At 44.0% G+C, this 25,175-nt stretch carries 12 protein-coding genes; 10 read left to right on the plus strand and 2 right to left on the minus strand.

Annotated features, from left to right (window positions below):
* Positions 1-27: 27 nt before the first annotated feature.
* Positions 28-3,297: a TonB-dependent receptor gene (locus DQQ10_RS00995; RefSeq protein WP_112744932.1), complete on the minus strand. Its 3,270-nt coding sequence runs from the start codon at positions 3,295-3,297 to the stop codon at positions 28-30.
* A 204-nt stretch (positions 3,298-3,501) separates the two neighbouring features.
* Between DQQ10_RS00995 and DQQ10_RS01000 the strand changes: the two genes are divergently transcribed.
* The 5 genes from DQQ10_RS01000 to lipA all read left to right on the plus strand — a co-directional run bounded on the left by DQQ10_RS01000 (position 3,502) and on the right by lipA (position 15,593).
* Complete coding sequence (locus DQQ10_RS01000) at positions 3,502-6,078, plus strand: M14 family metallopeptidase (protein WP_245970225.1); 2,577 nt, start codon at positions 3,502-3,504, stop codon at positions 6,076-6,078.
* A gap of 116 nt (positions 6,079-6,194) precedes the next feature.
* Positions 6,195-6,788 (plus strand): Holliday junction branch migration protein RuvA, encoded by a 594-nt coding sequence (ruvA, locus tag DQQ10_RS01005; protein WP_112744933.1) that lies wholly within the window; start codon positions 6,195-6,197, stop codon positions 6,786-6,788.
* Positions 6,789-6,904: 116 nt separating this feature from the next.
* Positions 6,905-14,164 (plus strand): T9SS outer membrane translocon Sov/SprA, encoded by a 7,260-nt coding sequence (gene sov, locus DQQ10_RS01010; RefSeq protein ID WP_245970227.1) that lies wholly within the window; start codon positions 6,905-6,907, stop codon positions 14,162-14,164.
* 121 nt (positions 14,165-14,285) lie between these two features.
* Positions 14,286-14,660 (plus strand): glycine cleavage system protein GcvH, encoded by a 375-nt coding sequence (gene gcvH, locus DQQ10_RS01015; protein WP_112744934.1) that lies wholly within the window; start codon positions 14,286-14,288, stop codon positions 14,658-14,660.
* A 48-nt stretch (positions 14,661-14,708) separates the two neighbouring features.
* Positions 14,709-15,593 carry a lipoyl synthase gene (gene lipA, locus DQQ10_RS01020; RefSeq protein ID WP_112744935.1) on the plus strand — a complete coding sequence of 295 codons (885 nt, stop codon included), beginning with the start codon at positions 14,709-14,711 and terminating at the stop codon, positions 15,591-15,593.
* A gap of 139 nt (positions 15,594-15,732) precedes the next feature.
* Here lipA and DQQ10_RS01025 read toward each other — a convergent pair whose 3' ends face one another.
* Complete coding sequence (locus tag DQQ10_RS01025) at positions 15,733-17,238, minus strand: M28 family peptidase (RefSeq protein ID WP_112744936.1); 1,506 nt, start codon at positions 17,236-17,238, stop codon at positions 15,733-15,735.
* A 233-nt stretch (positions 17,239-17,471) separates the two neighbouring features.
* On the opposite strand from DQQ10_RS01025, the gene gcvP reads away from it, so the two are divergent.
* The 5 genes from gcvP (at position 17,472) to DQQ10_RS01050 (ending at position 25,169) form a co-directional block, all read left to right on the plus strand.
* A complete protein-coding gene (gcvP, locus tag DQQ10_RS01030) occupies positions 17,472-20,354 on the plus strand; it encodes an aminomethyl-transferring glycine dehydrogenase (protein ID WP_112744937.1) in 2,883 nt (960 codons plus the stop codon).
* 83 nt (positions 20,355-20,437) lie between these two features.
* The gene (locus tag DQQ10_RS01035; protein WP_112744938.1) at positions 20,438-20,896 is read left to right on the plus strand and encodes a hypothetical protein; all 459 of its coding nucleotides are present in this window, start codon (positions 20,438-20,440) and stop codon (positions 20,894-20,896) included.
* A 62-nt stretch (positions 20,897-20,958) separates the two neighbouring features.
* Positions 20,959-21,789, plus strand: a complete 831-nt coding sequence (locus DQQ10_RS01040; protein WP_112744939.1) for a Cif family virulence factor — start codon at positions 20,959-20,961, stop codon at positions 21,787-21,789.
* 78 nt (positions 21,790-21,867) lie between these two features.
* On the plus strand, positions 21,868-22,779 hold the full coding sequence (sdaAA, locus tag DQQ10_RS01045) for an L-serine ammonia-lyase, iron-sulfur-dependent, subunit alpha (protein ID WP_112744940.1): 912 nt from the start codon (positions 21,868-21,870) through the stop codon (positions 22,777-22,779).
* A gap of 50 nt (positions 22,780-22,829) precedes the next feature.
* Positions 22,830-25,169, plus strand: coding sequence for an ABC transporter permease (locus tag DQQ10_RS01050; protein ID WP_165823760.1), 2,340 nt, complete (start codon positions 22,830-22,832; stop codon positions 25,167-25,169).
* Positions 25,170-25,175 lie beyond the last annotated feature (6 nt).

Consider the following 25,175-nt stretch of genomic DNA (forward strand, 5'->3'; position numbering starts at 1 on the left):
GTTATTGCTTTATACGTTGAGCGTTGATTAAAATATATATCGCAAGCCAAACTGCATTCTCCAAATAGATCCTACATTCGACACTTGATATGCTTCTGTCTTAGAATTATCGAAGCTATACACCGGACGTCCAGTGTTTCCTGGCCCTTCATAACCTTGAAGTGCTAGCAAATTGTAGCTATTGTTCAATACAAAATAATCGCGGCCATAATCCTGGTCTATAAGATTACCAACATTCTCAATATCTGCAGTGAGTTGAAGTGTGTGCTTATACTTTCCAAACTTCGCAAAGAACTCCATCATAAATCGCAAGTCAAATTTGCTTTCCCAAGGTGTTCTGGCCGCATTACGTGCCGCAATTTGTCCACGGTGGCTGTTTAGATAATCATCGTTCGCAATGAAGGCGTTAAGCTGTGACCATATCTCATCCGGAGTGCGAAGATCCGATGCAGACATTGGTGCTAGAAGAATTTCGTTCTTGTGACGCGGGATGTAAACCAAATCATTGCCAAATGCGCCATCACCGTTCAAATCACCATTGATCGTATACGAAAAAGGTTCACCAGATTGCCCATTGTAAAACACCGATACCGTAGCGGCCATAAAGCCCAGGAACTCTTTGCGATAGGAAATATTACCCACCACGCGATGTCTTAAGTCCCAAACAGAATAACTCAAGAATTGATCGTTGCTGTAACCTGGTGTTGGATTAAATTCCCATCCTGATAACGCTGTTGTATTGGTACCGCTATTCACATCACGAGACTGTCCATAATTGTACGCGATAGAGGCAAAAAGACCTTTATCCCAAGACTTCTGAAGTGATCCCGTCAAACTGTATTGATATCCTTTATTGGTGTTGTTGATCAACAACAAGTTCTGGAATTTAGAGTTCGCCAACGCAGCTGTATGACGTGGCCTTCCATCGCCCACAACTTTTTCGGTTGGATAAGTAAGGTTGACGTTCTCGTAATTTATTTCATTGATTGTTTTCGAATATATCGCCTCGAGTGTTGCTGTAATTCCCAATGGAAGTTTAACATCATAGGCGACGTTTGCACGGAACACTTGTGGGAGACGGAAATTACGATCCATCAAGTTCACTTCGGATGTCGGAATATTTTTCAATTCACTTTCAATTTTCGTGCGCACGGCGGGGTCATTCACATCAACGCCGAGTTGATCAGCCCAATAGTATTCGAGTATGCGATTGCCATCCGCATAAAGTGGCATAGCGCCATTGTTGCGATTAGCACGAATATCCAATGTTGCGAGCGTAGCACCAGAATTCGTGTATTGGTTTGCGACCCACACAAAAGGAATACGGCCAGTAAAAATTCCTACACCACCACGAATTTGGTGCTTACCTGATTCATTAACGTCATAGTTAAAGCCAAATCTTGGCGACCACAGGAGTTGACCTGATGGTACATCACGTGTATCTAGGCCGTATTCATCCATGAGTCCTTGATTAGCATTTGGTTTATCAATGAACACCGGAATATCAACACGTAATCCTGCTGTTAGACGAAGGCCTTTGCCTGCATCGAATTCATCCTGTGCATAGAATCCTGTTTGAAGAAAACGTAGTGTAACAGCCTTGAAGCGGTCATTAAAGTAATCGAGAGAATAAGACAAGCGAAAACGCCCCGTAGATGTAGTGCTTCCAAGTAAGTCGTTCTCAAAATCATTCAAGGTGGCATATTCGTAATGACCGTTGTAGCGATTTACGAACGAGTTGAAAATTTTATAATACTCGTTGTGTGTTCCAATGGTAATGGTATGCTTGTTCTTAAACCAAGTAAAGTTGTCGGTAATTTGGAGAATATCTTGGCTCTTTAAATTTCCTTGTGAGCTACGCTGACCACCAGCGCGAATAATTCTATTGCTCCCTAAGTTAATATCAAGGTGTGGAAATAATCCGTTCTTATTTTGTGATGACACGTCGCGATTGTCATCTACTGTTGTCCATCCTGCGATAAAACGATTTGAAGTTGTCGGCGAGAATCTGCTGTTTAGCTCGAGAATTGTCGAGTTGTTTTCATAATCAATAACAAATCCATGGCCCGAAAATTCTAACACAACCTGTGATCGCGCCAAATCATCTTGCTCTGCCTTTACGTAATTGTGTCGCAAAGTAAGCTGATGTTTGTCGCTGATGTTCCAATCTAAACGAGCGAATATCTTGTTATTTTCTGACGCTGGTGTAAATTTTCCATACGTACCTGGATCGTAACTGTAATTATCGATGAGATGCTTCCGAACGCGTTCTGCTTCTTCTTCCGAAATGAGCGATACGTTTGCTGGCAAACCATTCTTTTGAAGTTCTGTGAGCTCTGCTTGTTTCACCAGGTTTACCGCAAATGGTGTTTCTGCTTTCTGCTGCTCGAAACTTCCAAAAAAGAAAAGTTTGTTCTTAATGATGGGACCACCGATGCGGGCACCTGTTTGCCTATTGAAAAACTCGTTTTGACGCTGCCTGGTTTCACCCAACGTTTTTCCTGAAGTCTTCTCATTTCTAAAAAAATGGTAAACAGATCCTTCAAACTCATTTGTACCGCTCCGTGTTACGGCATTGATACCGCCCCCCGAAAATGATCCTTGGGTTACATCATAAGGAGATACAACGATCGAAACTTCTTTGATCGCGTCGAGACTCACGATTTCCGTACCTGCATTACTTCCTGGTTGACCACTTGAATTGAGACCGAAAGCGTCATTGTTCACAGCCCCATCGATTGTCACATTATTGTAACGACTATTTTTTCCTGCAATAGAAGTACCTCCATTACCAAGGCCTGATGCGGCTTGTGGCGTAAGTCTGGTGAAATCGCTTAGCGACCTAGAGATCGATGGATTTCTTTCAATAGTAGCTGAACTAATATTAGTTGCTGCTCCCGTACGACCTGAGTTGATCACATCATTCGGATTTGCCGTCACGACGATCTCGGTAAGTGTATTGCTTGCTTCTGATACCGTGATCGAAAGATTTCTATTTTCCCCAAGCGCCAGGGTAAACTCTGGTTCTTCGTAATCGGTATAACCAACGAACGTAACTTTCACACTATATGGACCGCCAACACGCACGTTGGGAAAATAAAATTTCCCGACTTCGTTTGTAACGACACCATATTGCGTTCCTGTTGGTTTGTGAACGGCCACTACCGATGCACCTGGCAAGGCACCTCCATTCTGATCTTTTACAACACCATTGATGGCTGATGTTGTAATACCTTGTGCCCACGCCGCGCTGGAAGCCGTGATCACAAAGAAAATTAACAGTAGAATTCTCTTCATAAGATGGGTTTAGATTAAAGGGTTATTGAGTCGGGCAAAAATACCGGAAGCAGAACAAAAATGCTTTACTGCTCCTTTAATTCTTTCCACAAAATGTTTACAATAAGTTAACAGGATTTGCGATGGATTTGACAAATTATGTACTGTTGTGTTAAACCAAAACCAACATTTTTTCGCTATTTGACCTTTCTAACGATTGCACTCATGATGACAAGAATTTTTGCACTGCTATTTTTTTTATCGGCGATCACCTTTCATTCACACGCGCAGCCTGCACTCGGTTATTATTTACCAGAAAATATTTCTTACAATCCACAAATTCCAACGCCCAAATCCATCGTCGGACATGAAATCGGCGCGTGGCACTTGTCACACGACAAGCTCATTCAATATCTCAAAGCCCTCGACGAATCTTCCGACCGAATTTCAATGAACGTTACTGGCGCTTCTCACGAAATGCGTCCACTCATTAATCTCATCATTACTTCTCCACAGAATCATCAAAATCTTGAAGATTTACGACAACAGCATGTCGCCCTTACAGATACAAAACTTTCCACCAACTTAGACACGCGAAAAATGCCGGCCGTTTTCTATATGGGCTTTAGCGTTCACGGCGATGAAGCGAGTGGAACAAATGCCGCCGCACTTACGGCTTACTACCTCGCAGCGGCCCAAGGAAAAGAAATTGACTCGCAGTTACAGAACGTCATCATCATTCTCGATCCATGTCTCAATCCCGATGGCATGCAACGTTTTAGTAGTTGGGTAAATGTACGAAAAAGTATCACACCTTCCGCAGATCCAAATGACATCGAGCATCGCGAAGCATGGCCCGGTGGACGATTTAATCATTATTGGTTCGATCTCAATCGCGATTGGCTGGTCGCGCAGCATCCAGAGTCGCAAGCACGCGTCAAAGTTTTTCATCTTTGGAAACCAAACGTACTAACAGACCACCATGAGATGGGCACGAACGCGACGTTCTTCTTTCAACCCGGTGTGCCATCGCGAAACCATCCGCTTACACCTTCAAAGAATTATGAACTTACCAAACGCATGGCATCCTTTCACGCGCGTGCGTTAGATGACATTGGCTCGCTGTATTACACGCAAGAAGACTTCGATGATTTCTATTATGGAAAAGGATCAACTTTCCCCGATGTACAAGGTGCTGTTGGAATTTTGTTTGAACAAGGCAGCGCTCGCGGACATGCGCAAGAAAGTGTGAATGGCATCGTGCGTTTTGAGTTTGCTATCCGCAATCAGTTTGTTACCTCGCTGAGTTCTTTGCGTGCCGTACATAATCTTCGTGAAGAACTCTTGAACTACCAACGTCAATTTTACAAAGATGCAACAAGCGAAGCCTTGAAAGATCCAATCAAGGCAATTGTTTTCGGCGCAAATGACGATAAAGTTCGCGCATTACACTTTGCTGAAATTTTACACCGCCAACAGATCGATGTGTACCCGCTTACTGCATCACAATCGATCAATGGAAAAAATTTTACGAACGAATCGAGCTACGTCGTTCCACTTCAACAAGCACAGTACAAACTCATCAAAAGCATGTTCGAGAAAAGGACGTCTTTTCAAGACAGCATTTTTTACGACATATCCGGTTGGACATTGCCGCTAGCATTCGGCCTTGATTATGAAGAACTCAAAACGGTGCCACAACACAATAACAAAACACCGACGTTTTCAATTCCTGCAGGAAAACGTATCGGTGATAAAACAGACTATGCCTACGCCATTGAAACCAAAGGCTTCTACACACCACGATCACTTTTCAAATTACTTGCGCATGGCGTGCGTGTTAAAATTTCAACCGCGCCTTTTAATCACGAGACAGGGAAAAAGTTTTCGAATGGTACCATCCTCATACCGCTGGACAACCAAGACCGCGTCAATGCAAACCAAATTGAATACCTCCTCGACGACATTGCAACGCAGGATGGAGTCGACGTATATGCATGTCGCTCGGGATTAGATCTTGAGGGAACGAGTTTAGGCAGCAACAGTTTTCAGGCGTTACGCAAACCAGAGATCGCATTGATTGTAGGCGAGGGTGTGACGGCTACAGATGCTGGTGAAATTTGGCATTTGCTTGACACGCGTTACCGTATACCCGTAACGTTGCTTTCTACTGATGTATTAAACCGCGCAAATCTTAGTCGATACAACACGATTATTCTTCCCTCCTACAGCGGAACTTCCATCAACGAGATTGGGCGCGAGAAATTAAAGGCTTGGGTTCAAAATGGCGGTGTATTAATCGGTTTTGAAAATGCTGTATCGTGGATCAACAACAATGGTTTGGGGAGATTTGAAATGAAAAAAGACGAAGTCGTTGCCGAAAAGAAAAATGACGTATTGCTCCGACCGTATGCGTCCATTGCGCGTTACACCGATGCACAAGCTACGAGCGGGGCTATTTTCGAAGCGCAAGCGGATCTAACGCACCCGCTACTGTACGGATATGACCACCTGACAATTTCGGTGTTTAAGTCGAACAACATCTTCATGGAAAAGTCAAAGAATCCCTACGCCAACCCGCTTGTGCTCACTGGCGCACCGCTCCAAAGTGGCTACATCTCCAAAACAAATTACCCAAAAGTGAAGGACACAGCCGTCGTGGGCGTTACCGGCATTGGACAAGGGCAAGTGATAGGCTTCACGAACAATGTTTGCTTTCGCGCTTTTTGGTTCGGCACGCACAAGCTTTTAACGAACGCGATCTTCTATGGGCCAATCATCAGCAGCAAGTCATCGCGGTGATCGGGGTTAGTATGATGAGAAAAATGTGAAGAGCCAAAAAAAGGTGCATTTCCCTGATAGCGAATCACGGATAAGCGATAAATTTTTCAAATCTTTGCACCGCAAAAAAACGATCCATGATTGCATTTTTAAAAGGTAGATTGGTGCATCTCGACCCAACGCATGTTGTAATCGACGTGAATGGTGTTGGCTATCACGCAAACATTTCGTTACAGACCTACTCGGACATAAAAGAGCAGGAAAATATTAGCCTGTTTACACACTTATCGATTCGAGAAGATGCGCATGTTCTCTTTGGTTTCAGCGGTGAAGCTGAGAAAAAGTTATTCCAGCAATTGGTATCGGTGAGTGGTGTTGGGCCAAGTACGGCGATCGTGATGCTGTCGTACATGAACAGCAACGAATTGAAGACTGCGATTGTGCGTGAGGATGCTGCAGCGCTCCAATCGATAAAAGGTATTGGTGGCAAAACCGCACAGCGTGTGATCATCGAATTGAAAGACAAACTGAAGAAAGAAACGTGGGAAGATTCACAGCCCGTTATTTCTGTGGGGCCTCACAATACATTACGCAAGGAAGCGTTATCAGCTTTGCTTACATTGGGTCTACCGAAAGCTGCGGCTGAGAAAAGTGTTGATGCTGTTCTGAAAAAATCAGGAAATACCATTACCTTAGAAGATTTAGTGAAGCAGTCTTTAAAAAATGCTTAATCAATTACCTAACCTGAAGTGCCATGTTGCTTGTGGCGTTGGTCTGCACATTCCGGCGGGTGGATATTGTTTGATTAACGACACAATTTAGTAACAACCTAAAACTACGGGTACGTTTGGCGCGCTCTATACTGAAGAATCAGATTTTGCTAACATGCAGACAGCTATTAGCATTTTGCTTGTTGTTCCTATGCCTTTCCATTCAAGTCGCGGCGCAGCAACGCCAAGACTCCACACGAAATGCGCAGGACACAACGAAGAATAAACCCTATCAGCCCAGTAAGAGGCCAACTTTCCGCCCTAACGATCGCTATGGCGATCCATTCTCCAATACACAAACTGAGTCGCCGCTTTTTCTGAAAGATCCCAATCAGATGAAGCTCGATGTTGAGATCGATACTGCCCTCAACTACACGATCTATGAAAAAATTGGCGACCTCAACTATCGCCCTACCTCGAGCATGTCGTTCGAAGAGTTTAAGCAATATCAAGACCGTCAAATACTAAAAGATTATTGGCAGAGCCGCGCGCGTGCTCAGGATGGCGAAAGCGCAGTAGCAAGCCGTGGTCTTATTCCGAAAATTTTCATTAGCCCTATACTCGACCGCATTTTTGGTGGCAGCTATGTGGAACTCGTACCCCGTGGATTTGTGACGTTGGATTTCGGCGTCTCTTCACAGCGTGTGAACGCCCCAGGTATGACGATACGTCAACAACGCAACACTGGTTTTGAGTTCGATCAACAAATCAACATGAGCGTGGTAGGTAAAGTCGGCGAAAAACTACAAGTCACCGCCAACTTCGACAACAACAACTCTTTCGACTTTCAAAACAACATGAAGGTTGAATACACCGGATACAAAGAAGACATTCTGCAAAAACTTGAAATCGGTAACGTCAGTCTTCCATTGAACAATACCCTCATTCAAGGCGCACAAAATCTATTCGGTATTAAAGCAAAACTACAATTCGGTAAACTCGACGTTACAGCAATCGCAACAACACAACGCGGAAAGACATCCTCCATCGACATCGGTGGTGGTGGCCCCGGTGGTGGTGGACAAGGAAGACCATTTGAAATCATTGCATCAAACTACGATGACAACCGCCACTTCTTCCTCGGGCATTTCTTCCGGGATCATTACGAGCAATGGCTCAGAAATCTGCCTCAGATTTATTCGCAAGTAATCATCAATCGTGTTGAAGTATATGTGCTCAACAGAACAACTGATACACAAACGTTAAGAAACATCGTCGCTTTCACCGACCTTGGGGAATATCGTCGATTGTTCAACAACGCCATTATTGCGCAGGGACCGAAAGGAACCGGCTCATTCGCATCGAACGACAACGAATCGAATTCACTGTGGAATCTCATCAAAGATTTAGATCGCACGAATATCGAAGCTGGTCTGCAAGGTTTGGGAATCAACATGCAAAACGAGTTCGACTATGAGAAGATTAATGGGGCACGTAAACTGTCACCGACAGAATTTACATTCCATCCACAACTCGGTTACATAACACTGTCACGTAAACTCCAAAACGACGAAGTGCTTGCCGTCGCATACGAATACACCTACAACGGACAAGTGAGAACAGTTGGTCAGCTTTCAGATCAGTATGGAAAACTAGACGACGAGCAGTCTATCTTCTTAAAACTTCTTCGTCCGCGCAGGCCAGCTATTCGCGACAACCAATCACGCATCTTTCCAACTTGGGATTTGATGATGAAAAACGTGTACAGTTTGAATGTAACACAACTTTCGCGTGAAGGCTTCCAACTGAGACTTATCTATCGCGACGATCGCACCGGTATTGACAACCCGCAGTTTCAAGATGGACCAACATCCGTACGAGAAAAGCAGTTGATAGAAATATTTGGACTCGATCGACTTAATCCATTAAATGATCCGGGGCGCGATGGCAACTTTGACTTTGTTGAGGGCGTAACTGTTAACACGGCGACAGGCCAAATCATCTTCCCTTACCTTCATCCTTTCGGAAGTCAGAAAGATGGGCCACTGCATCGTGCTTTCTCCACTACACCAGCATTACTTCAGAAATATTCTTACGACACACTTTACAGAACCACCAAAGCGGATGCTGAATTATTTGCAACGAAAAATAAATTTTGGTTGAAGGGACTCTACAATGCAGGATCTGCTAAAGAGATTCTCGTTCCTGGATTTGGATTATCACAAGGGTCCGTAAAACTTTTTGCTGGTGGAATTCCATTAGTCGAAGGCTCCGATTACACGGTAGATTACACCTTCGGAAAAGTTACGATCCTCAATGAGTCTATTCTCAGCTCAGGACAAAACATAGAAGTGCAATACGAACAATCAGATCCCTTTGCTTTCCAAACACGAAGCTTATTGGGAACACGCCTCGATTACCACTTGAACGAAGATGTCAATCTCGGATCGACGTTCTTGTACTACAACGAAAGGCCGATTATTAGTCGCAACCAAATTGGAACAGAACCTGCGCGCAACATGCAGTATGGCTTTGATTTTAACATCAACAAAAAAAGCAGATTACTCACGCGGATTGTCGACGCGATTCCGATCATTCAAACCAAAGAAGAATCCAGTGTTAACCTCACGGGTGAATTTGCGCAGCTCATCCCAGGTACATCCAACAAAGTAGATGGAGAGGGTACTGCATACATTGACGATTTCGAAACATCAGCCACGCCTTATTCTTTGATGAATCCGTCAACCTGGAAACTTTCGTCTATTCCGAAAGATTCGAAGTATGATCCATACAATGGCGCCGTTGACAATAACTTGTCTGGTGCATGGCGTGCAAAAATGGCGTGGTATCAAGTCGACAATCAATTCTATCGTGGTACAGGGCGCTTCAAGCCAGACAACATCACGGATGAAGACACGAAAAACCACTACGTGCGTGGAATCGGGCCAAAAGAAATATTTAAAGAACGTCAGCTTCCTCCGGCAGTGTACTTCGAGAATATTTTTGACATTGCGTACTACCCAGATTTACGCGGCCCCTACAATTACGATCCACAATTTAAAACAACCGGCGCTGCCGATCTGCGATCGCATTGGGCAGGGATCACAACAGCGGTAAACACCGAGGTCGACTTCGATAAAGCAAACATCGAGTACATTGAATTTTGGATGCTTAACCCATTCTTACCAGGTAAATACGGAAGAGTAATTACAGAAGGAAGAGACGTTGGGAAAAACAACGAAACCGGTGGAAAGCTTGTACTTCACTTGGGTAACGTATCAGAAGATGTTACGCGCGATGGACGACATGCATTCGAAAATGGACTACCTCCGTCTGGTGATACCAATCAAGCTGTTCAAACACAATGGGGATATACGCCAGGCACAAGCTATCTCAATAATGCGTTTGATAACAATGCTTCGAATCGACCTAATCAAGATGTTGGCTTGGATGGTATGTCTGATGGCATTGAAAAATCTGCTTCGAGTCCTATTCCAACAGAACTGAAAAACCTTGAAGATCCTTCAAGCGACAACTTCCGATATTTCTTAGACTCTTACTACGATGGGCGGAATGCACAAATCCTCGAACGCTATCGTGACTTTAACGGACATGATGGAAATACCCCAGTAATTACCGGAAGCGATCTTTTTACGCCTGCCGGAAGCACGATTCCAGACAACGAAGATTTAAACGCCGACAACACTTTAAGCACCTCTGAAGGGTACTATCAATACACCGTCAACTTAAAACCTGCCGACATGGTTGTAGGTCGTGGATACATTGTAGACAAAGCAGATCATACCGATGAGGCCACTGGCGAAACAGTGCGCTGGTTCTTATTCCGAATTCCGGTTCGTACACCTCCGTATGAGACCGTTGGAAATATCGAAGGCTTCAAATCCATTAAGTATTTACGAATGATCGCGACTGAATTTAGTGATCCAGTCGTTATGCGTATGGCGAACTTCCGGATGGTAGGAAGTCGCTGGAGAAAATATACAGGAACGTTACGTGAAGACGGTGTATCGAACACAACCGACTTTAGCAACATTACCGTTTCTGTGGTGAGCTTGGAAGAGAACGTTGCAGGCAGCGAAACAAAATCTCCTTATCGTGTTCCGCCAGGCATCAACCGTGATCGTGATCAAACGGCAGCGAACTCAAGACTGCTGAACGAGCAATCGATTCAAGCATGCGTTGAAGATCTTGAAGACGGCGATGCACGTGCTATCTACAAAAACCTTTCCGTGGATCTTTTCAACTATGGTCGTGTTAAGATGTTCTTGCATGCCCACAGTCAAAATACTGAAGACGGCGAGGTCAGCGCATTCTTAAGAATGGGGACGGACTTTGATCAGAACTACTACGAAATTGAGATCCCTTTGAAAGTCACAAGTCCTGCTTCATTCGAAGGCATGACCGACCGCGATGTTTGGCCAGAAGAAAACGAAATAGATTTAGCATTGAGCGAACTTTATCAACTCAAAGCCGAACGTGATAAAAATAACTTCACACTTTCAGAACCTTACCCAGCCGGTGGACGCGTGATCGGCAAACACAAAATACGCATCTTCGGTAGACCTGATCTTACGAGTGTTCAAGTGTTAATGATCGGGATCCGTAACCTTGAATCAAGCGATAAGAAATCACACTCCCTCTGTATTTGGGCAAACGAATTACGCGCAACTGATTTTAACAGAACCGCTGGATGGGCCGTAAGTTCTACGTTAAGTGCTAAACTTGCCGACTTCGCTACGGTTAACGGCGCAATCAGACATACATCATTTGGATTTGGTGGTGTAAGCTCGAAAATTTTTGAGCGCACACGTTTCGAAACTACCGCTTATGATGTTTCTGCCACGGTTAATCTTGATAAACTTATTCCTGGAAATACAGGAATTAAAGTACCGATGTTCTTGGGATACCAACGCGAAACCATCACGCCACTTTACGACCCTGCCAATCCTGACATGAAATTAAGTGATGCGCTGGAAGGTTTTGACTCGGAGGCCAAGCGTGAGAACTATTTGAAAATCGTGCGAGATCAACTTACAACGCGAAGTATAAACTTTGTGAATGTTCGAAAAGTCAAATTAAATCCAGAATCAAAAGTTCGTCTTTGGGATATCGAAAACTGGGCTTTCAGTTATTCTTACAGCGATCGCATTCGAACAAACTTCAATACGGCAGAAGATTTTCAACAATCGCACAAAGGTTCTGTTGCCTATACGTTCAGTCCGAAAGAGACAGGCATCGAACCATTCAAAGATTCTAAATCACTTTCTTCTCCATGGATAAAAGTGATTAAGGATTTTAACGTAAGCTTTTTACCGAGCAACATTTCGGTCCGTTACGATCTCGATCGTTCATTTGGACGACTTGTGTATCGAAATTCTTCTGGTGACGGAACCTTCGTGACATCGGCACCAAACTTCTTAAAGTATTTTACTTTCAATCGCACGTATAGCTTGCGTTGGAATCTTTCCAAAAATTTATCCTTCGAATACAGCTCACGCGCGAATGCCGTTATTGACGAACCTGACGGTGAACTTGACTCCCAAGAAAAGCGAGACAGCGTAATGCATAACCTTAAAAAGTTTGGTCGTATGAAAAATTTCGACCAGAGCGTTACCGTGAACTACACACTGCCGCTGGATAAAATACCCGTAACGGACTGGGTAGGCGCAGACTATCGTTATCAAGTAAATTACAATTGGAAAGCAGGGCCGGTAAATAAGCCAGACAGTCCAAACAAAGATCCATTCGACCTTGAACTCAATGATGCGTACGACTTCAAGAATACCATTCAGAACAGTCGCGAGCAGAGCTATACGGGGAAACTCGACATGGTTAAGCTTTACAACAAGATAAAATTCTTAAAGGACATCAATACACCGAAGAAGCAAAAGGCACCAACAAGGCCAACCACACAACGAACGCAACCTGTCAGGGCACAACAGCCGGATACACTGAAGACTAACACCACACGAGAAACGCCACCGTTGGCAAGAGGTTTTTTCAGAACGCTAATGTCATTGAGATCGATCAATGGAACCTATACGTTGAATGAAGGAACTATACTTCCTGGGTTTACGGAGACGCCCAAGTTCATGGGAATGGACGGCAACTGGTCATCGCCAGGGTGGAGCTTTGTATTGGGAAGTCAAAATCCGAACATCAGAAAAGAAGCTGGAGAGAAAGGTTGGCTCACCACCAACAGTAACCTTACGATTCCATTCCAGCAAGTAAAAAACCAAGTGATTAATATTCGCGCGAATGTAGAGCCATCGGCAGATTTCAAAATCCAAGTAGATTTCAGAAAAGAAAAAGCAGCGATGTATCAGGAAATTTACCGCAACATCGATACCACAGGCGCCGTTAATTTCGAGTCTCAAAATCCAGGGCGAAGTGGAAGCTATAAAATATCTGTACTGACAATTAACACGGCTTTCAATTCGTCTAATGGGAAAGTTGACTCTGATGTCTTCCGGGAATTTGAGCAAAACCTCACCGTTATTCAACGCCGGTTTTTAACAAACATTTACACGGGATCAAATGAAGAAGAAGTTTCAACCACATCACAAGATGTTTTGATTCCGGCTTTCATTGCCGCCTATACGGGCAAAGATGCAAATAAGGTATCACTCTCTCCGTTCCCAAACATGCCCATGCCAAATTGGCGAATTGATTACACGGGCTTAAACAAAGCAGCATTCTTCAAAGATATGTTTCAGTCGATCACGTTGTCGAATGGATATCAAAGCACGTATAGCGTAATGAATTATTCAAATTCACTTACAACCCAAGCTCCAGTAGAAAATCTTGAGCTTGATCGATCCATTGAAAGTTATAACTCAACCTACTTTGGAAATGTTGTTGATGGTAACTTGCAAGCAGCTTACGTCATTAGTCAAGTTGTTATTTCTGAACAATTCTCGCCGCTGATCGGTATTAACATCCGTACGAAAGGACGGTTATCAGCAAACTTCCAATACAAAACGAAACGTGATCTGGCGTTGAATATTTCCAATGCTCAAATCACGGAACTCTCGAACAAAGATGTTGTCCTTGAGCTTGGGTACACGAAGAATAATATGCGTCTACCATTCAAGTCGCAGGGGCGCACGATCGTGTTGAAGAACGACGTCACTTTCAGAATGAACTTTACGATTTCTGACAGCAAGACCATTCAACGTAGAATCAACGAGCTGGCTGTTATCACAAATGGAAACATCAATATTCAGCTTCGACCAAACATTACTTACGTGGTGAACCAAAAATTAAATGTGCAGGCATATTTCGAACGAAATGTAAATGAACCGCAAATATCGAGTTCACCTAGACGGGCCAATACCCGATTCGGTATACAAATCCGATTTAGTCTCGCACAGTAGATATCTACAGCCATCGAGAAGTCAGGTCAACCGCCTGACTTCTTCGTTTATAAGCGTGTACATTTTCAATGTCTTTAATCTTTCGTTATTTTTGCCGCTTACAAAACATAACTCATTGATCATGAACATTCCTGAAACACTTCAGTATACCAAAGACCACGAGTGGGTAAAGGTTGACGGCAATATTGCAACCGTTGGTATCACAGAATTTGCACAAAGCGAGTTAGGAGATATCGTCTACGTGGATATTGCTACAAAAGGCCAAGATCTTAAAGCACATGATATTTTTGGAACAGTTGAAGCGGTAAAAACAGTGTCTGATCTTTACATGCCACTTACAGGTAAAGTGGTGGAATTGAACGCGATTCTCGAGAAGAACCCAGAAAAAGTTAACGAAGATCCATACGGAGACGGCTGGATGATCAAGATCGAATTGAATGGCGCAGCATCAGGATTGCTTAGCGCAAGCCAATACAAGGAACTAATCGGCAAATAATTAGTTTATATTCCAGACCAACGCTGGTCTTGAAGTAAATCGACAACCATGATAGAGCTTCCTGTTATTTCTCCCGATGAAACCCGGAAACGCAAACCCGATTGGCTTAGAGTAAAACTCCCTGTTGGTCCGGAATATGCAAAAGTGCGTCGCCTGGTAGATAATTATAAGCTTCACACGATTTGTGAAAGCGGCAATTGCCCGAACATGGGCGAATGTTGGGGTGCAGGCACAGCTACATTCATGATCCTCGGCAATGTTTGTACACGAAGTTGCACCTTCTGCGCAGTAGCCACCGGAAGACCAACAGAGTACGACATGGATGAACCTAAGCGTGTTGCTGAGGCGATTAAATTGATGGGCGTAAAACACGCCGTCATTACCTCCGTCAATCGCGACGAGTTAAAAGATCGCGGTGCTGAAGTATGGTATCAGACTGTTATTGAAACAAAAAAATCAAGTCCGGAAACAACCATTGAGACACTCATCCCCGACACGAAAGGGAATTGGGATGCCTTGTATCGCATGATCGAAGGCAAACAAGAAGTTGTATCACACAATATGGAAACTGTTGGCAGACTTTACCGCATGGTTCGTCCGCAAGCGAAATATGAGCGAAGCCTTGAACAGATCCGAAGAATTCGTGAAGCGGGTATGCGTACCAAAACCGGTATCATGCTTGGCATTGGCGAAACAAAGGAAGAAGTTTTCAAAGCAATGGATGATCTTGCCGCTAACGGCTTAATGATCCTCACGCTGGGGCAATATCTGCAGCCAACAAAAATGCACCTCGAAGTCGCCGAATTCATTCATCCAGATACATTCGAGATGTATAAAGAAGAAGGCCTTAAACGTGGACTCAAATATGTGGAGTCAGGACCGTTGGTACGCTCAAGCTATCACGCGGAAAGACACGTGAATGTACCCCTTTAAGGGAGTGTTCAAGTTGCAAAGTGTTCAAGTGTTCAAGCGTAAAGCACACTAGCATTTATTAAAAAAAAAGGCGGAAGTAAATTCCGCCTTTTTTAGTTTATTTCAACTTGAGCACTTTAACACTCGAAAACTTGAACACTTATTTCTTATCTACCGCCAATCTCGCATCTCTGTTTGCAACTTCCCATGCTGTATAGAATACGGCTTGAGCGCGTTTTGACAAAAGATCGAATTCGATTTTAGAAACTTCATCCGAAGGCTTGTGATAATCTTCGTGAATTCCATCGAAGTAGAATACGATCGGAATGTTGTTCTTGGCGAAGTTCCAATGATCAGAACGATAGTACAATCTCTCCGGGTGATTTTGATCGTTGTAGGTGTAATCAAAAATCAAGTTCGTGTAAGTCTTGTTCTGATTCTCGTTGATATTATGAAGCTCAGTAGAAAGCTTATCTGATCCAATCACATACACATAGGGAGCAGAATCTTTGTGCTGAGGGTCTCTTCTACCAACCATGTCGATGTTTAAATCAACAACCGTATTGGCCAATGGAAATACAGGATGTTGGGTATAGTAGTCTGATCCTAGCAAACCTTTTTCTTCACCTGTTACAGTCATGAAAAGAATGCTGCGGCGTGGACCTTTACCATCTTTCTTCGCGGCTGCAAAAACCTTCGCAAGTTGAAGTACCGATACTGTTCCTGATCCATCATCATCAGCACCGTTGTTGATCAAGTCACCTTCTCCAGATGGCTTTTTGCCGATGTGATCGTAGTGCGCAGTGATTACAACGAGTTCATCTTTCTTGTCTGTTCCTTCCATGTAACCAAGTACGTTATCAGACTTCAATACTTTCACGTCAAGTGCAGTCTTGTAGCTGATCGTTGCAGGTTTGAACTTCTTCAATCCGTTTTTAGCAGCATCTTCAGCAGCGAGTGCTGTTAGTTTTTCAATTTTTGTATTGAAGATTTTTGCTGTTGCATCCGGTGAAAGGAAAAATACACCAGCGCTTTTTGCCGCACCAGGTTCCGGCTTGTTTACCGACATTGTACCGCCGCTGAGATACTCTTTAAATTGTCCGAGCAATTCATCGAACTCTTGACGATTCGGATTATAGAAAAACGCAATTTTAGCTTTACGCTCGCGTGCAATTTCAAGTGGCTTGCGGAAATTTTCATCGCTGGCGATTTGAATCACCACTGCTTTTCCTTCAACATTCAACTGATCGAAATCCTCTTTACGGCCACGGCCAGCAAATACAATTGGAAGCGTTTGTTCTCCACCACTGTCGGCATTTCCGTAATAAACTACTTCACTAAAGTTTGCCCATTTGTTTTGGCCAGCTTTGATATAAATATCTCCGGGGATACTGGTGTAAAGTTCAACTGGCTGATAGTAGCTGCCATCAACAGGTCCAGTCAATCCGAGTTCTTCGAAATGCGCGCGAATGAAAGCGGCAGCCATCTTCTGGCCACGTTTTCCGGTCTCACGACCTTCTAGCGCATCAGACGCCAAAATGGACAGATTTGCTTTTAGATCTTCGGGGGTAATCTGGTCACCGTACTTTTTGGCAACCGGGTCCTGTGCCTGGAGCGCAAAACTCGTTAGCGTTCCTGCCAGCACCATCATCTTGAATTTATTCATCGATTAATGAGTTAAATGTTAACGGCGAATATGTGGAGGATTTTTCAATTTTGTAACACCCTCCACACGGCACTTTTGCTTTTTTATAATGGCGGTCATTCAATTGTTTTGCGTAAGCGAGACTTTTCTATGGGCGGTCGACGGATAGCATTCAACTATATATTACCTTTGTGCCCTTACAGCCGTTTGGGGCTGGAGGTAACATATAAACATTTGATAATCACAATTATAAGATGAATATTGATTCACAGTACACCGAAAAATTTGAAAGTCGTCACATCGGACCGGATGCGCAACAGACAGCAGAAATGTTATCTGTAATCAAAGCCAATTCAGTGGATGAACTAATCGCGCAAACTGTACCTGCCAACATCCGTTTGAAAAAGGCACTACAACTCCCTGCCGCAAAATCTGAATTCCAATTCCTCCAAGACTTCAAAAAAACGGCTTCTAAAAATAAAATCTACAAGTCTTTTATCGGTACTGGATACTATAACACAATCACACCGGGCGTAATTCTCCGTAATATTTTAGAGAATCCAGGATGGTACACAGCATACACGCCATACCAAGCAGAAATTGCCCAAGGACGACTTGAGGCATTGATCAACTATCAAACATTAATCATCGACCTTACCGGCATGCAAATCGCCAATGCGTCCCTCCTCGACGAGGCTACCGCTGCCGCAGAGTCTTTGCATCTTCTCTACGCTTCTAAAAAATCTTCTAAGAAAGACGCCCATAAATTCTTCGTCGATCAAAATACATTCCCACAAACCATCGATGTATTAAGAACACGCTCTACGCCTATTGGTGTTGAGCTGGTGGTTGGTGATTTAAAATCATTAGATCTCGCTGATGCAAACTTGTTCGGTGTATTTGTTCAGAACCCGGATAACAACGGCGCGATCCACGACCATACAAACTTGATTGCTGCAGCACATGAGAAAGATATTTTTGTAGTCGTCGCTGCAGACATCATGAGCATGGTGTTGGTTAAATCTCCAGGAGAGATGGGCGCCGATGTTGTTGTCGGATCGTCACAACGTTTTGGTGTTCCAATGGGCTTCGGTGGTCCTCACGCAGCCTTCTTTGCAACAAAAGATGAGTTCAAGCGTCAAATGCCAGGACGAATCATTGGTGCGTCGATCGATGCCTCAGGAAATCCAGGCTACCGCATGGCACTCCAAACACGTGAACAACACATCCGTCGTGAAAAAGCGACGTCGAATATTTGTACTGCCCAAGTGCTCCTCTCCGTTATGGCAGGTATGTACGCGGTGTATCACGGCGCTGATGGCCTCAAAAAGATCGCAGGACGAATTCATGGCCTCGCCCATACACTCGATGCTGGTTTGAAAACCCTTGGCATCAAACAAGTAAATGAGTTCTTCTTCGATACACTCAAGGTTGACGTTGCTGATACGAAGGCTGTGCTCGCAGAAGCTGCAAAACAGCAAGTGAACTTCCGTGCATTCGACGACAACCATATCGGAATCTCCATCGATGAAACAACCACGGCAGATGACATTAACATCGTGCTGGCGATCATTGCCAATGCTTCCGGTAAAAAAGCGGCTGCCGTTTCTGCTAATGGAAAACAATTGAACTGGCCTGCATCGCTCATTCGCAAGTCGACTTTCTTAACACATCCAGTATTTAACACGCATCATTCAGAGCACGAAATGCTGCGTTACATTAAGCGTCTCGAGAACAAAGATCTTTCAATGGTACATTCCATGATTTCTTTGGGATCGTGTACGATGAAGCTCAACGCAACAGCAGAGATGATTCCTGTTACGTGGCCGGAACTCGGTGGCATTCACCCGTTCGCGCCAGTAGACCAAACGTTAGGTTACCAGGAAATGATCACGCAGCTAGAAGATTGGTTAAAAGAAATCACAGGCTTCACAGGTGTATCGCTTCAACCAAACAGTGGTGCTCAAGGCGAATATGCCGGCTTGATGGTTATTCGCGCATATCACCAAGATCGCGGCGATGATCATAGAACGATATCGCTTATTCCTGCATCTGCGCACGGCACAAATCCAGCAAGTGCAGTAATGGCTGGTATGGATGTCGTTGTCGTGAAATCTGATGAAGAAGGTAAAATTGACGTTGCCGATCTCAAAGCCAAGGCAGAACAATACAAAGACAAGCTTTCTTGTTTGATGGTAACCTATCCATCGACACACGGCGTATTCGAAGAATCAATCGTAGAAATTTGTGAGATCATTCATCAGAATGGTGGATTGGTTTATATGGACGGCGCCAATATGAATGCGCAAGTCGGATTAACATCACCAGCAAACATTGGTGCTGACGTTTGTCACTTAAATCTTCATAAAACATTTTGTATTCCGCACGGTGGTGGTGGTCCTGGTATGGGCCCAATCTGTTGCAACGACAAATTGAAACCATACTTACCAGGACATGCTGTTGTAAAAACCGGTGGTGATAAATTCATCCACGCAGTTTCTGCAGCACCATGGGGTAGCGCAAGTATTCTAGCGATCTCTTATGCTTACATTGCTATGATGGGCGGCGATGGATTAACAAACGCGACCAAGTATGCGATCTTGAATGCAAACTACATCAAAGAGAAACTAGCGGGACATTACAAGATCCTTTATACCGGATCAAAAGGTCGTTGCGCACACGAGATGATTGTGGATTGCCGCGACTTTAAGAAAGCCGGAATTGAAGTTGAAGATATCGCAAAACGTTTAATGGACTATGGCTTCCATGCACCAACTGTATCATTTCCAGTAGCCGGTACGTTGATGATCGAGCCGACAGAAAGCGAACCAAAAGAAGAACTCGATCGCTTCATTGAAGCACTGATTGAAATCAGAAATGAGATCCGTGAAGTAGAAGAAGGTAAGGCTGATAAAGCAATTAACGTATTGAAGAATGCGCCACACACAGCGGCTGTCATTACAGCCGACGAATGGACTCTTCCTTATACAAGGTCAAAGGCTGCGTATCCACTTCCATTTGTGAAAGAAGCGAAATTCTGGCCAAGCGTGAGTCGCGTCGACAATGCGTATGGTGACAGAAATCTGGTTTGCAGTTGTCTCCCACTTGACGTCTACGAAAAGGAGCTTACCGCTTAAACAATATCAGAATGAGCAGCATCCCTGCTCATTCTTTTTTTAAGGCACTATGTTTGTTTGATCATTCAAGAAATCGATTTGTGATGAAAACTTTGAGGATACTTATTTTGATTTTATTTCCGATTGTAGGATTTGCGCAGAAAAGCACATACAAAGGATTCCCTTCACTGATTTGGCCCAAGCTTTACGACATCACCTTCGTGAAAGCGACGGATGATCTTGGTGAATTTGACAAACCTGTTTTCACCGACAAAGTGAAGGCATTAAATGGAAAGTTAATCACACTTCCGGGATATATGGTTCCATTTGAGAATGGCATCAAAGGCGCGCATTTTATGTTTTCATCGATGCCGCTAAATGCATGTTTCTTTTGCGGCGTAGGCGGTCCTGAAACTGTTGTCGAAGTATTCAGTAAGGAAGTCGTTACCTATACCGAAAAACCGATTGAGATAAAAGGTATTCTTCGACTGAATGAAAAGGATCCTGAAAAGATGATTTACGTGATTGAAGGCGCGGAAATCATGGGAGAAGCAGGCTTTTAATAAGCACGAGTGCCGCTGTAATTTTGATGCGTTTTTTTCTACCAATTCGCAAATTCAGGCACATGAAAAATCTAATCTCTACCGCATTACTCCTGGGCTTGGTGGTGCTGGTTCGCGCGCAAGAATTCGAAGACAAAAACCTTCAGTCACTCGTCGAAACAGAGATTGATTTCGCGACACTCGCAAAAAAGAAAAACAATCGAGAGGCTTTCCTAGCCAACGTCGATCAGCAGTCAATCACGCTAAGTGAAAAAATTCAATCAACAAAAAGCAATTGGGAGAATACACCTGTAGATTCAATGTGGTTGAATTGGTATCCCTCGTTCGCCGATATTTCGATCCGGGGCGACATGGGATACACGTATGGTCCTTGGAGCGGGCATCCTTCAAAAACATCCGCTGCGCAGTTCGGCGGGCACTATGTAACCATCTGGAAAAAACAATCTGACGGTGCATGGAAAATAGCGATCGATGCCGGTATCAATTACGAAACATTTGCGCTAGTATCAACACATCCAGTAAAGACCACGAACTTAGAATCAAAATCACGCGCGAAAACAGTTAACGCAAAAAAGGAACTTCTCGAAACGGATATCGCATTACAAAAATCTCTCAAGCGAGATGGAGCTAAAGCATATCAATCTGTGATTTCTACCGAGATCAAATTTTTCCGACAAAATCACGCGCCGTTCACAGTTATAGACGTAGAGAAAATTGGCACTATCGGAACTGTAGGCCAACACGCGTGTGACGTATCTAGCGCTGGCGATTTTGGCTACACGTATGGCTTGCACGAAATACAAACCGGCCCTACTAACGCTCGAACATTCCTTCGCATTTGGAAAAAACAAGATGGCAAAACTTGGAAGCTTGTCTTCGATGCGGCATTCTAAATTCGTGACAGTTCCCTGCAATTATTCCCTGTGAACTATCCACTAATTTTCCGACCTTAGGGCAATAACGCATTAACCATGGCATTCCTTTTCGAATCATTTGAAGGGTGGAAAGAGTATTGTATTAAGCATCAACGAACACTTGAGCAAGTTGTTCTCGAATACGAGCAGCAACAAAAGGGACGAACACCCGAGGAAACACTTTCAGGATTACAAAAAGCTTGGGATGTTATGAAGGATGCTGTTCATACAGGACTTGAGGAAGATATGACGTCGCGTTCCGGAATGATTAACAACGGCGCTAAGAAAGTTTACCGCTATCCAAAACCTGTACTTTCAAAAGAATTTCAACAGCTCATCTCGCGTGCGTTAGCGGCAAAAGAAGTGAACTCATGTATGGGCCGCGTAGTGGCCGCGCCAACGGCTGGCGCAAGTGGTATTATGCCGGGTGTACTCTACACGCTGCAAGAAATACATCACCTCGGTGATAAAAAAATAATAGATGCGATGTTAGTGGCCGCTGGCATTGCGTTGATCATGGAACAGAAGGCTTCTATTTCCGGCGCCGTAGGAGGATGCCAAGCGGAGACAGGAACTGCCGCTGCCATGGGCGCAGGCGCGATTGTGTTTTGCTTAGACGGAAATATTGATCAAGTTTTTAATGCTGTAGCCATTACCGTTCAATGTATGCTTGGACTCGTCTGCGACCCGGTTGCAGGGCTTGTTGAAGTACCTTGTGTGGTACGCAATGCAAGTGCCGCTGCTATTGCTAATAGCTCTGCACAAATAGCGTTAGCCGATGTCAGCAGCGTTATCCCCGTGGATGAAGTAATTGAAGCAATGGGCGAAATTGGGGCGAGCATGGAGACGCGCTATAAAGAGACAGCACTCGGCGGACTCGCAGCAACCAAGACAGGGAAAGCAATCGCAAAAAAGGTTTTAATTCATGATATCGAAATCTTACCCAACGAAGAAAATACATCCGCTTAAATAACAGTTGTCACAAGTCGACCATGCTCCAAAACTTTATCAAAATCGCGATGCGCATTTTTTTGCGCCAAAAATTTTATTCATTTATCAATACCTTCGGTCTCGCCACAGGGTTGGTTTGCACGCTGTTTATCTCACTCTGGATCTACGATGAATATCGAAAAAACAAATTCCATGACGATGTTGACAATATTTATCAGATCGTTAGCAATGTAAAGTTAGATGGCCGCATCGTAACATGGGGCACGACACCTGGGCCGCTCGCCGATGAAATCCGTCTCAATATTCCTGGTATTGATCATGCCGCACGGACAGCAAACTATGGACAGTTGCTCATTCAATCGGAAGAGAAAGATTTTTTAGAAAACGGATTATTTGCCGATCCCGAATTCCTGGAGATCATGAGCTTTTCGTTGGTACAAGGCGACGATAAAAATCCACTTCCCAATCAGAATGCCATTGTTATCAGCACGCGTCTAGCAAAAAAACTTTTTGGTGATGAATCCGCCTTGGGTAAAGTGATCCGTGTCAATCAACAGTTCGATCAAAAAATCACTGCCGTTGTAGACGACCATGCCAACGAATCATCAATTTCATTCGACTTCCTCATGCACGTTGATCTATACAAAAAATTTAGAAATCCGGATTGGGGTAATTTCGAATATGATCTCTTTCTAAAACTGGCACCCAAAACTGACCATCGCGCAGTGATCGATAAAATTAACGCCCATGTCGCGCATGTTGCTGGAAAAGATGAAGACGATTATAAATCGGGAGATATTTCATTCTACATGCAACCATTCAACAACCGGTACCTATATGGAACTTTTGAGAATGGCATGCCTACCGGTGGAAGAATCGACTACATCAAGATTTTTGCATTCGTTGCAATCTTCATTCTCCTTATTGCGAGCATTAACTTCACGAACATGGCAACGGCACGCGCTGCTAATCGAAGTAAAGAAGTAGGCATTAGAAAAACAGCAGGCGCCGTGCGTTTCGGACTCATCTCGCAATTCATTTTAGAGTCGATACTCATCAGCGCTATCGCATTAATATTTGCATTGATTGTTGTTCAACTACTGTTGCCGATGTTCAACATGTTGGTCTCCAAAAATATTGTACTCCCATTTGATAGCGTTGCGTTCGTACTATCGCTGATTGCAGTTGTGATCGCCACAGGGGTATTAGCCGGAAGTTATCCTGCATTCTTTCTATCTGCATTCAGTGCAGCTCGCGTGCTGAAAGGAAATACAACGGCTAACCTAAGTGGCAGCAGACTACGCAAGTGGCTCGTAATTTTGCAATTCAGTCTAACGGTTATTCTCATTGCGAGCGCCCTGGTAATCTCTTCTCAAGTCGAATTCATTTACAATAGAAATCTTGGCTACAGCCGAGAATCTATTCTCGCATTTGATGGCCGGGCCATTGATCGTGACTTTGAAGCGTTCAAAAACGAAGCGTTAAAAAATCCAAATATCAAAACCGTCACCCGCGCAAGCGAAGTGCTGGTGCAAGTAAATAATCAAAACGGAAGTGTTCGCTGGCCCGGCAAACCGGAAAACACCCGCCAACTTTTCCGAACGGTGGTGGCTGACTATGATTTTATCGAAACGATGGGATTGCAAATAAAGGAAGGGCGATCGTTCTCAAAACAATACCACGATACCGCCAGTTTTATCCTTACACAAACCGCGGTTGACGTGATGGGGCTTCAACATCCAATCGGCACACAACTATCGCAATGGGGCACACAAGGAACGGTTGTTGGTGTGATTGAAGATTTTCACAGTCGATCGGTGCTTGAGGAAATTGATCCCATCATTATCATGAGCAAACACCGCGAAGTCAGCGTCGAAATAATCCATGTCGCATTCAATCCTGGCGCTTCCGAAAATGTTCTTCAAACGTTGGAATCCCTTTATAAAAAAGCGAATCCAGCATATCCATTTGATTACTCATTTTTGGATGATCGATTCGATAAACTTTATCAAAACGAAAAAGTAACATCATCGCTAGCGCTCGCCTTTACATTCATGGCCATTATCATCTCTGGGCTTGGCATGTTGGGGCTCGCTGCATACACGGCCGAACGCAAGCGGAAAGAAATTTCTATTCGTAAATCACTGGGAGCATCGGTGACTGGTATCGTCTCTTCAATGTCGATTGACTTTGTAAAGCTTAGTTTCGTTGCCACACTGATAGGATGTCCGATTGCCTACTTTTTGATGCAACATTTCTTGGCGGGATATGCCTATAGTACACCACTGAAGTGGACCGTCTTTTTGTATACCGCGATTTTTACCATGATTATCACAGTGCTGACAGTTGTATTTCAAGTCACAAAAGCGGCTTTGATAAATCCGGTAGAAGCCCTGCGGAGCGAGTGAGATAAA

This window comes from Pseudochryseolinea flava, from assembly GCF_003286915.1.
GTDB classification, from domain to species: domain Bacteria; phylum Bacteroidota; class Bacteroidia; order Cytophagales; family Cyclobacteriaceae; genus Ohtaekwangia; species Ohtaekwangia flava.

Excerpts from the sequence above, each read along its gene's own strand:
- DQQ10_RS00995 (WP_112744932.1), bottom strand. The coding sequence starts at position 3,297 with ATGAAGAGAATTCTACTGTTAATTTTCTTTGTGATCACGGCTTCCAGC.
- DQQ10_RS01000 (WP_245970225.1), top strand. The coding sequence starts at position 3,502 with ATGATGACAAGAATTTTTGCACTGCTATTTTTTTTATCGGCGATCACC.
- ruvA (WP_112744933.1), top strand. The coding sequence starts at position 6,195 with ATGATTGCATTTTTAAAAGGTAGATTGGTGCATCTCGACCCAACGCAT.
- gcvH (WP_112744934.1), top strand. The coding sequence starts at position 14,286 with ATGAACATTCCTGAAACACTTCAGTATACCAAAGACCACGAGTGGGTA.
- lipA (WP_112744935.1), top strand. The coding sequence starts at position 14,709 with ATGATAGAGCTTCCTGTTATTTCTCCCGATGAAACCCGGAAACGCAAA.
- DQQ10_RS01025 (WP_112744936.1), bottom strand. The coding sequence starts at position 17,238 with ATGAATAAATTCAAGATGATGGTGCTGGCAGGAACGCTAACGAGTTTT.
- gcvP (WP_112744937.1), top strand. The coding sequence starts at position 17,472 with ATGAATATTGATTCACAGTACACCGAAAAATTTGAAAGTCGTCACATC.
- DQQ10_RS01035 (WP_112744938.1), top strand. The coding sequence starts at position 20,438 with ATGAAAACTTTGAGGATACTTATTTTGATTTTATTTCCGATTGTAGGA.
- DQQ10_RS01040 (WP_112744939.1), top strand. The coding sequence starts at position 20,959 with ATGAAAAATCTAATCTCTACCGCATTACTCCTGGGCTTGGTGGTGCTG.
- sdaAA (WP_112744940.1), top strand. The coding sequence starts at position 21,868 with ATGGCATTCCTTTTCGAATCATTTGAAGGGTGGAAAGAGTATTGTATT.
- DQQ10_RS01050 (WP_165823760.1), top strand. The coding sequence starts at position 22,830 with ATGCGCATTTTTTTGCGCCAAAAATTTTATTCATTTATCAATACCTTC.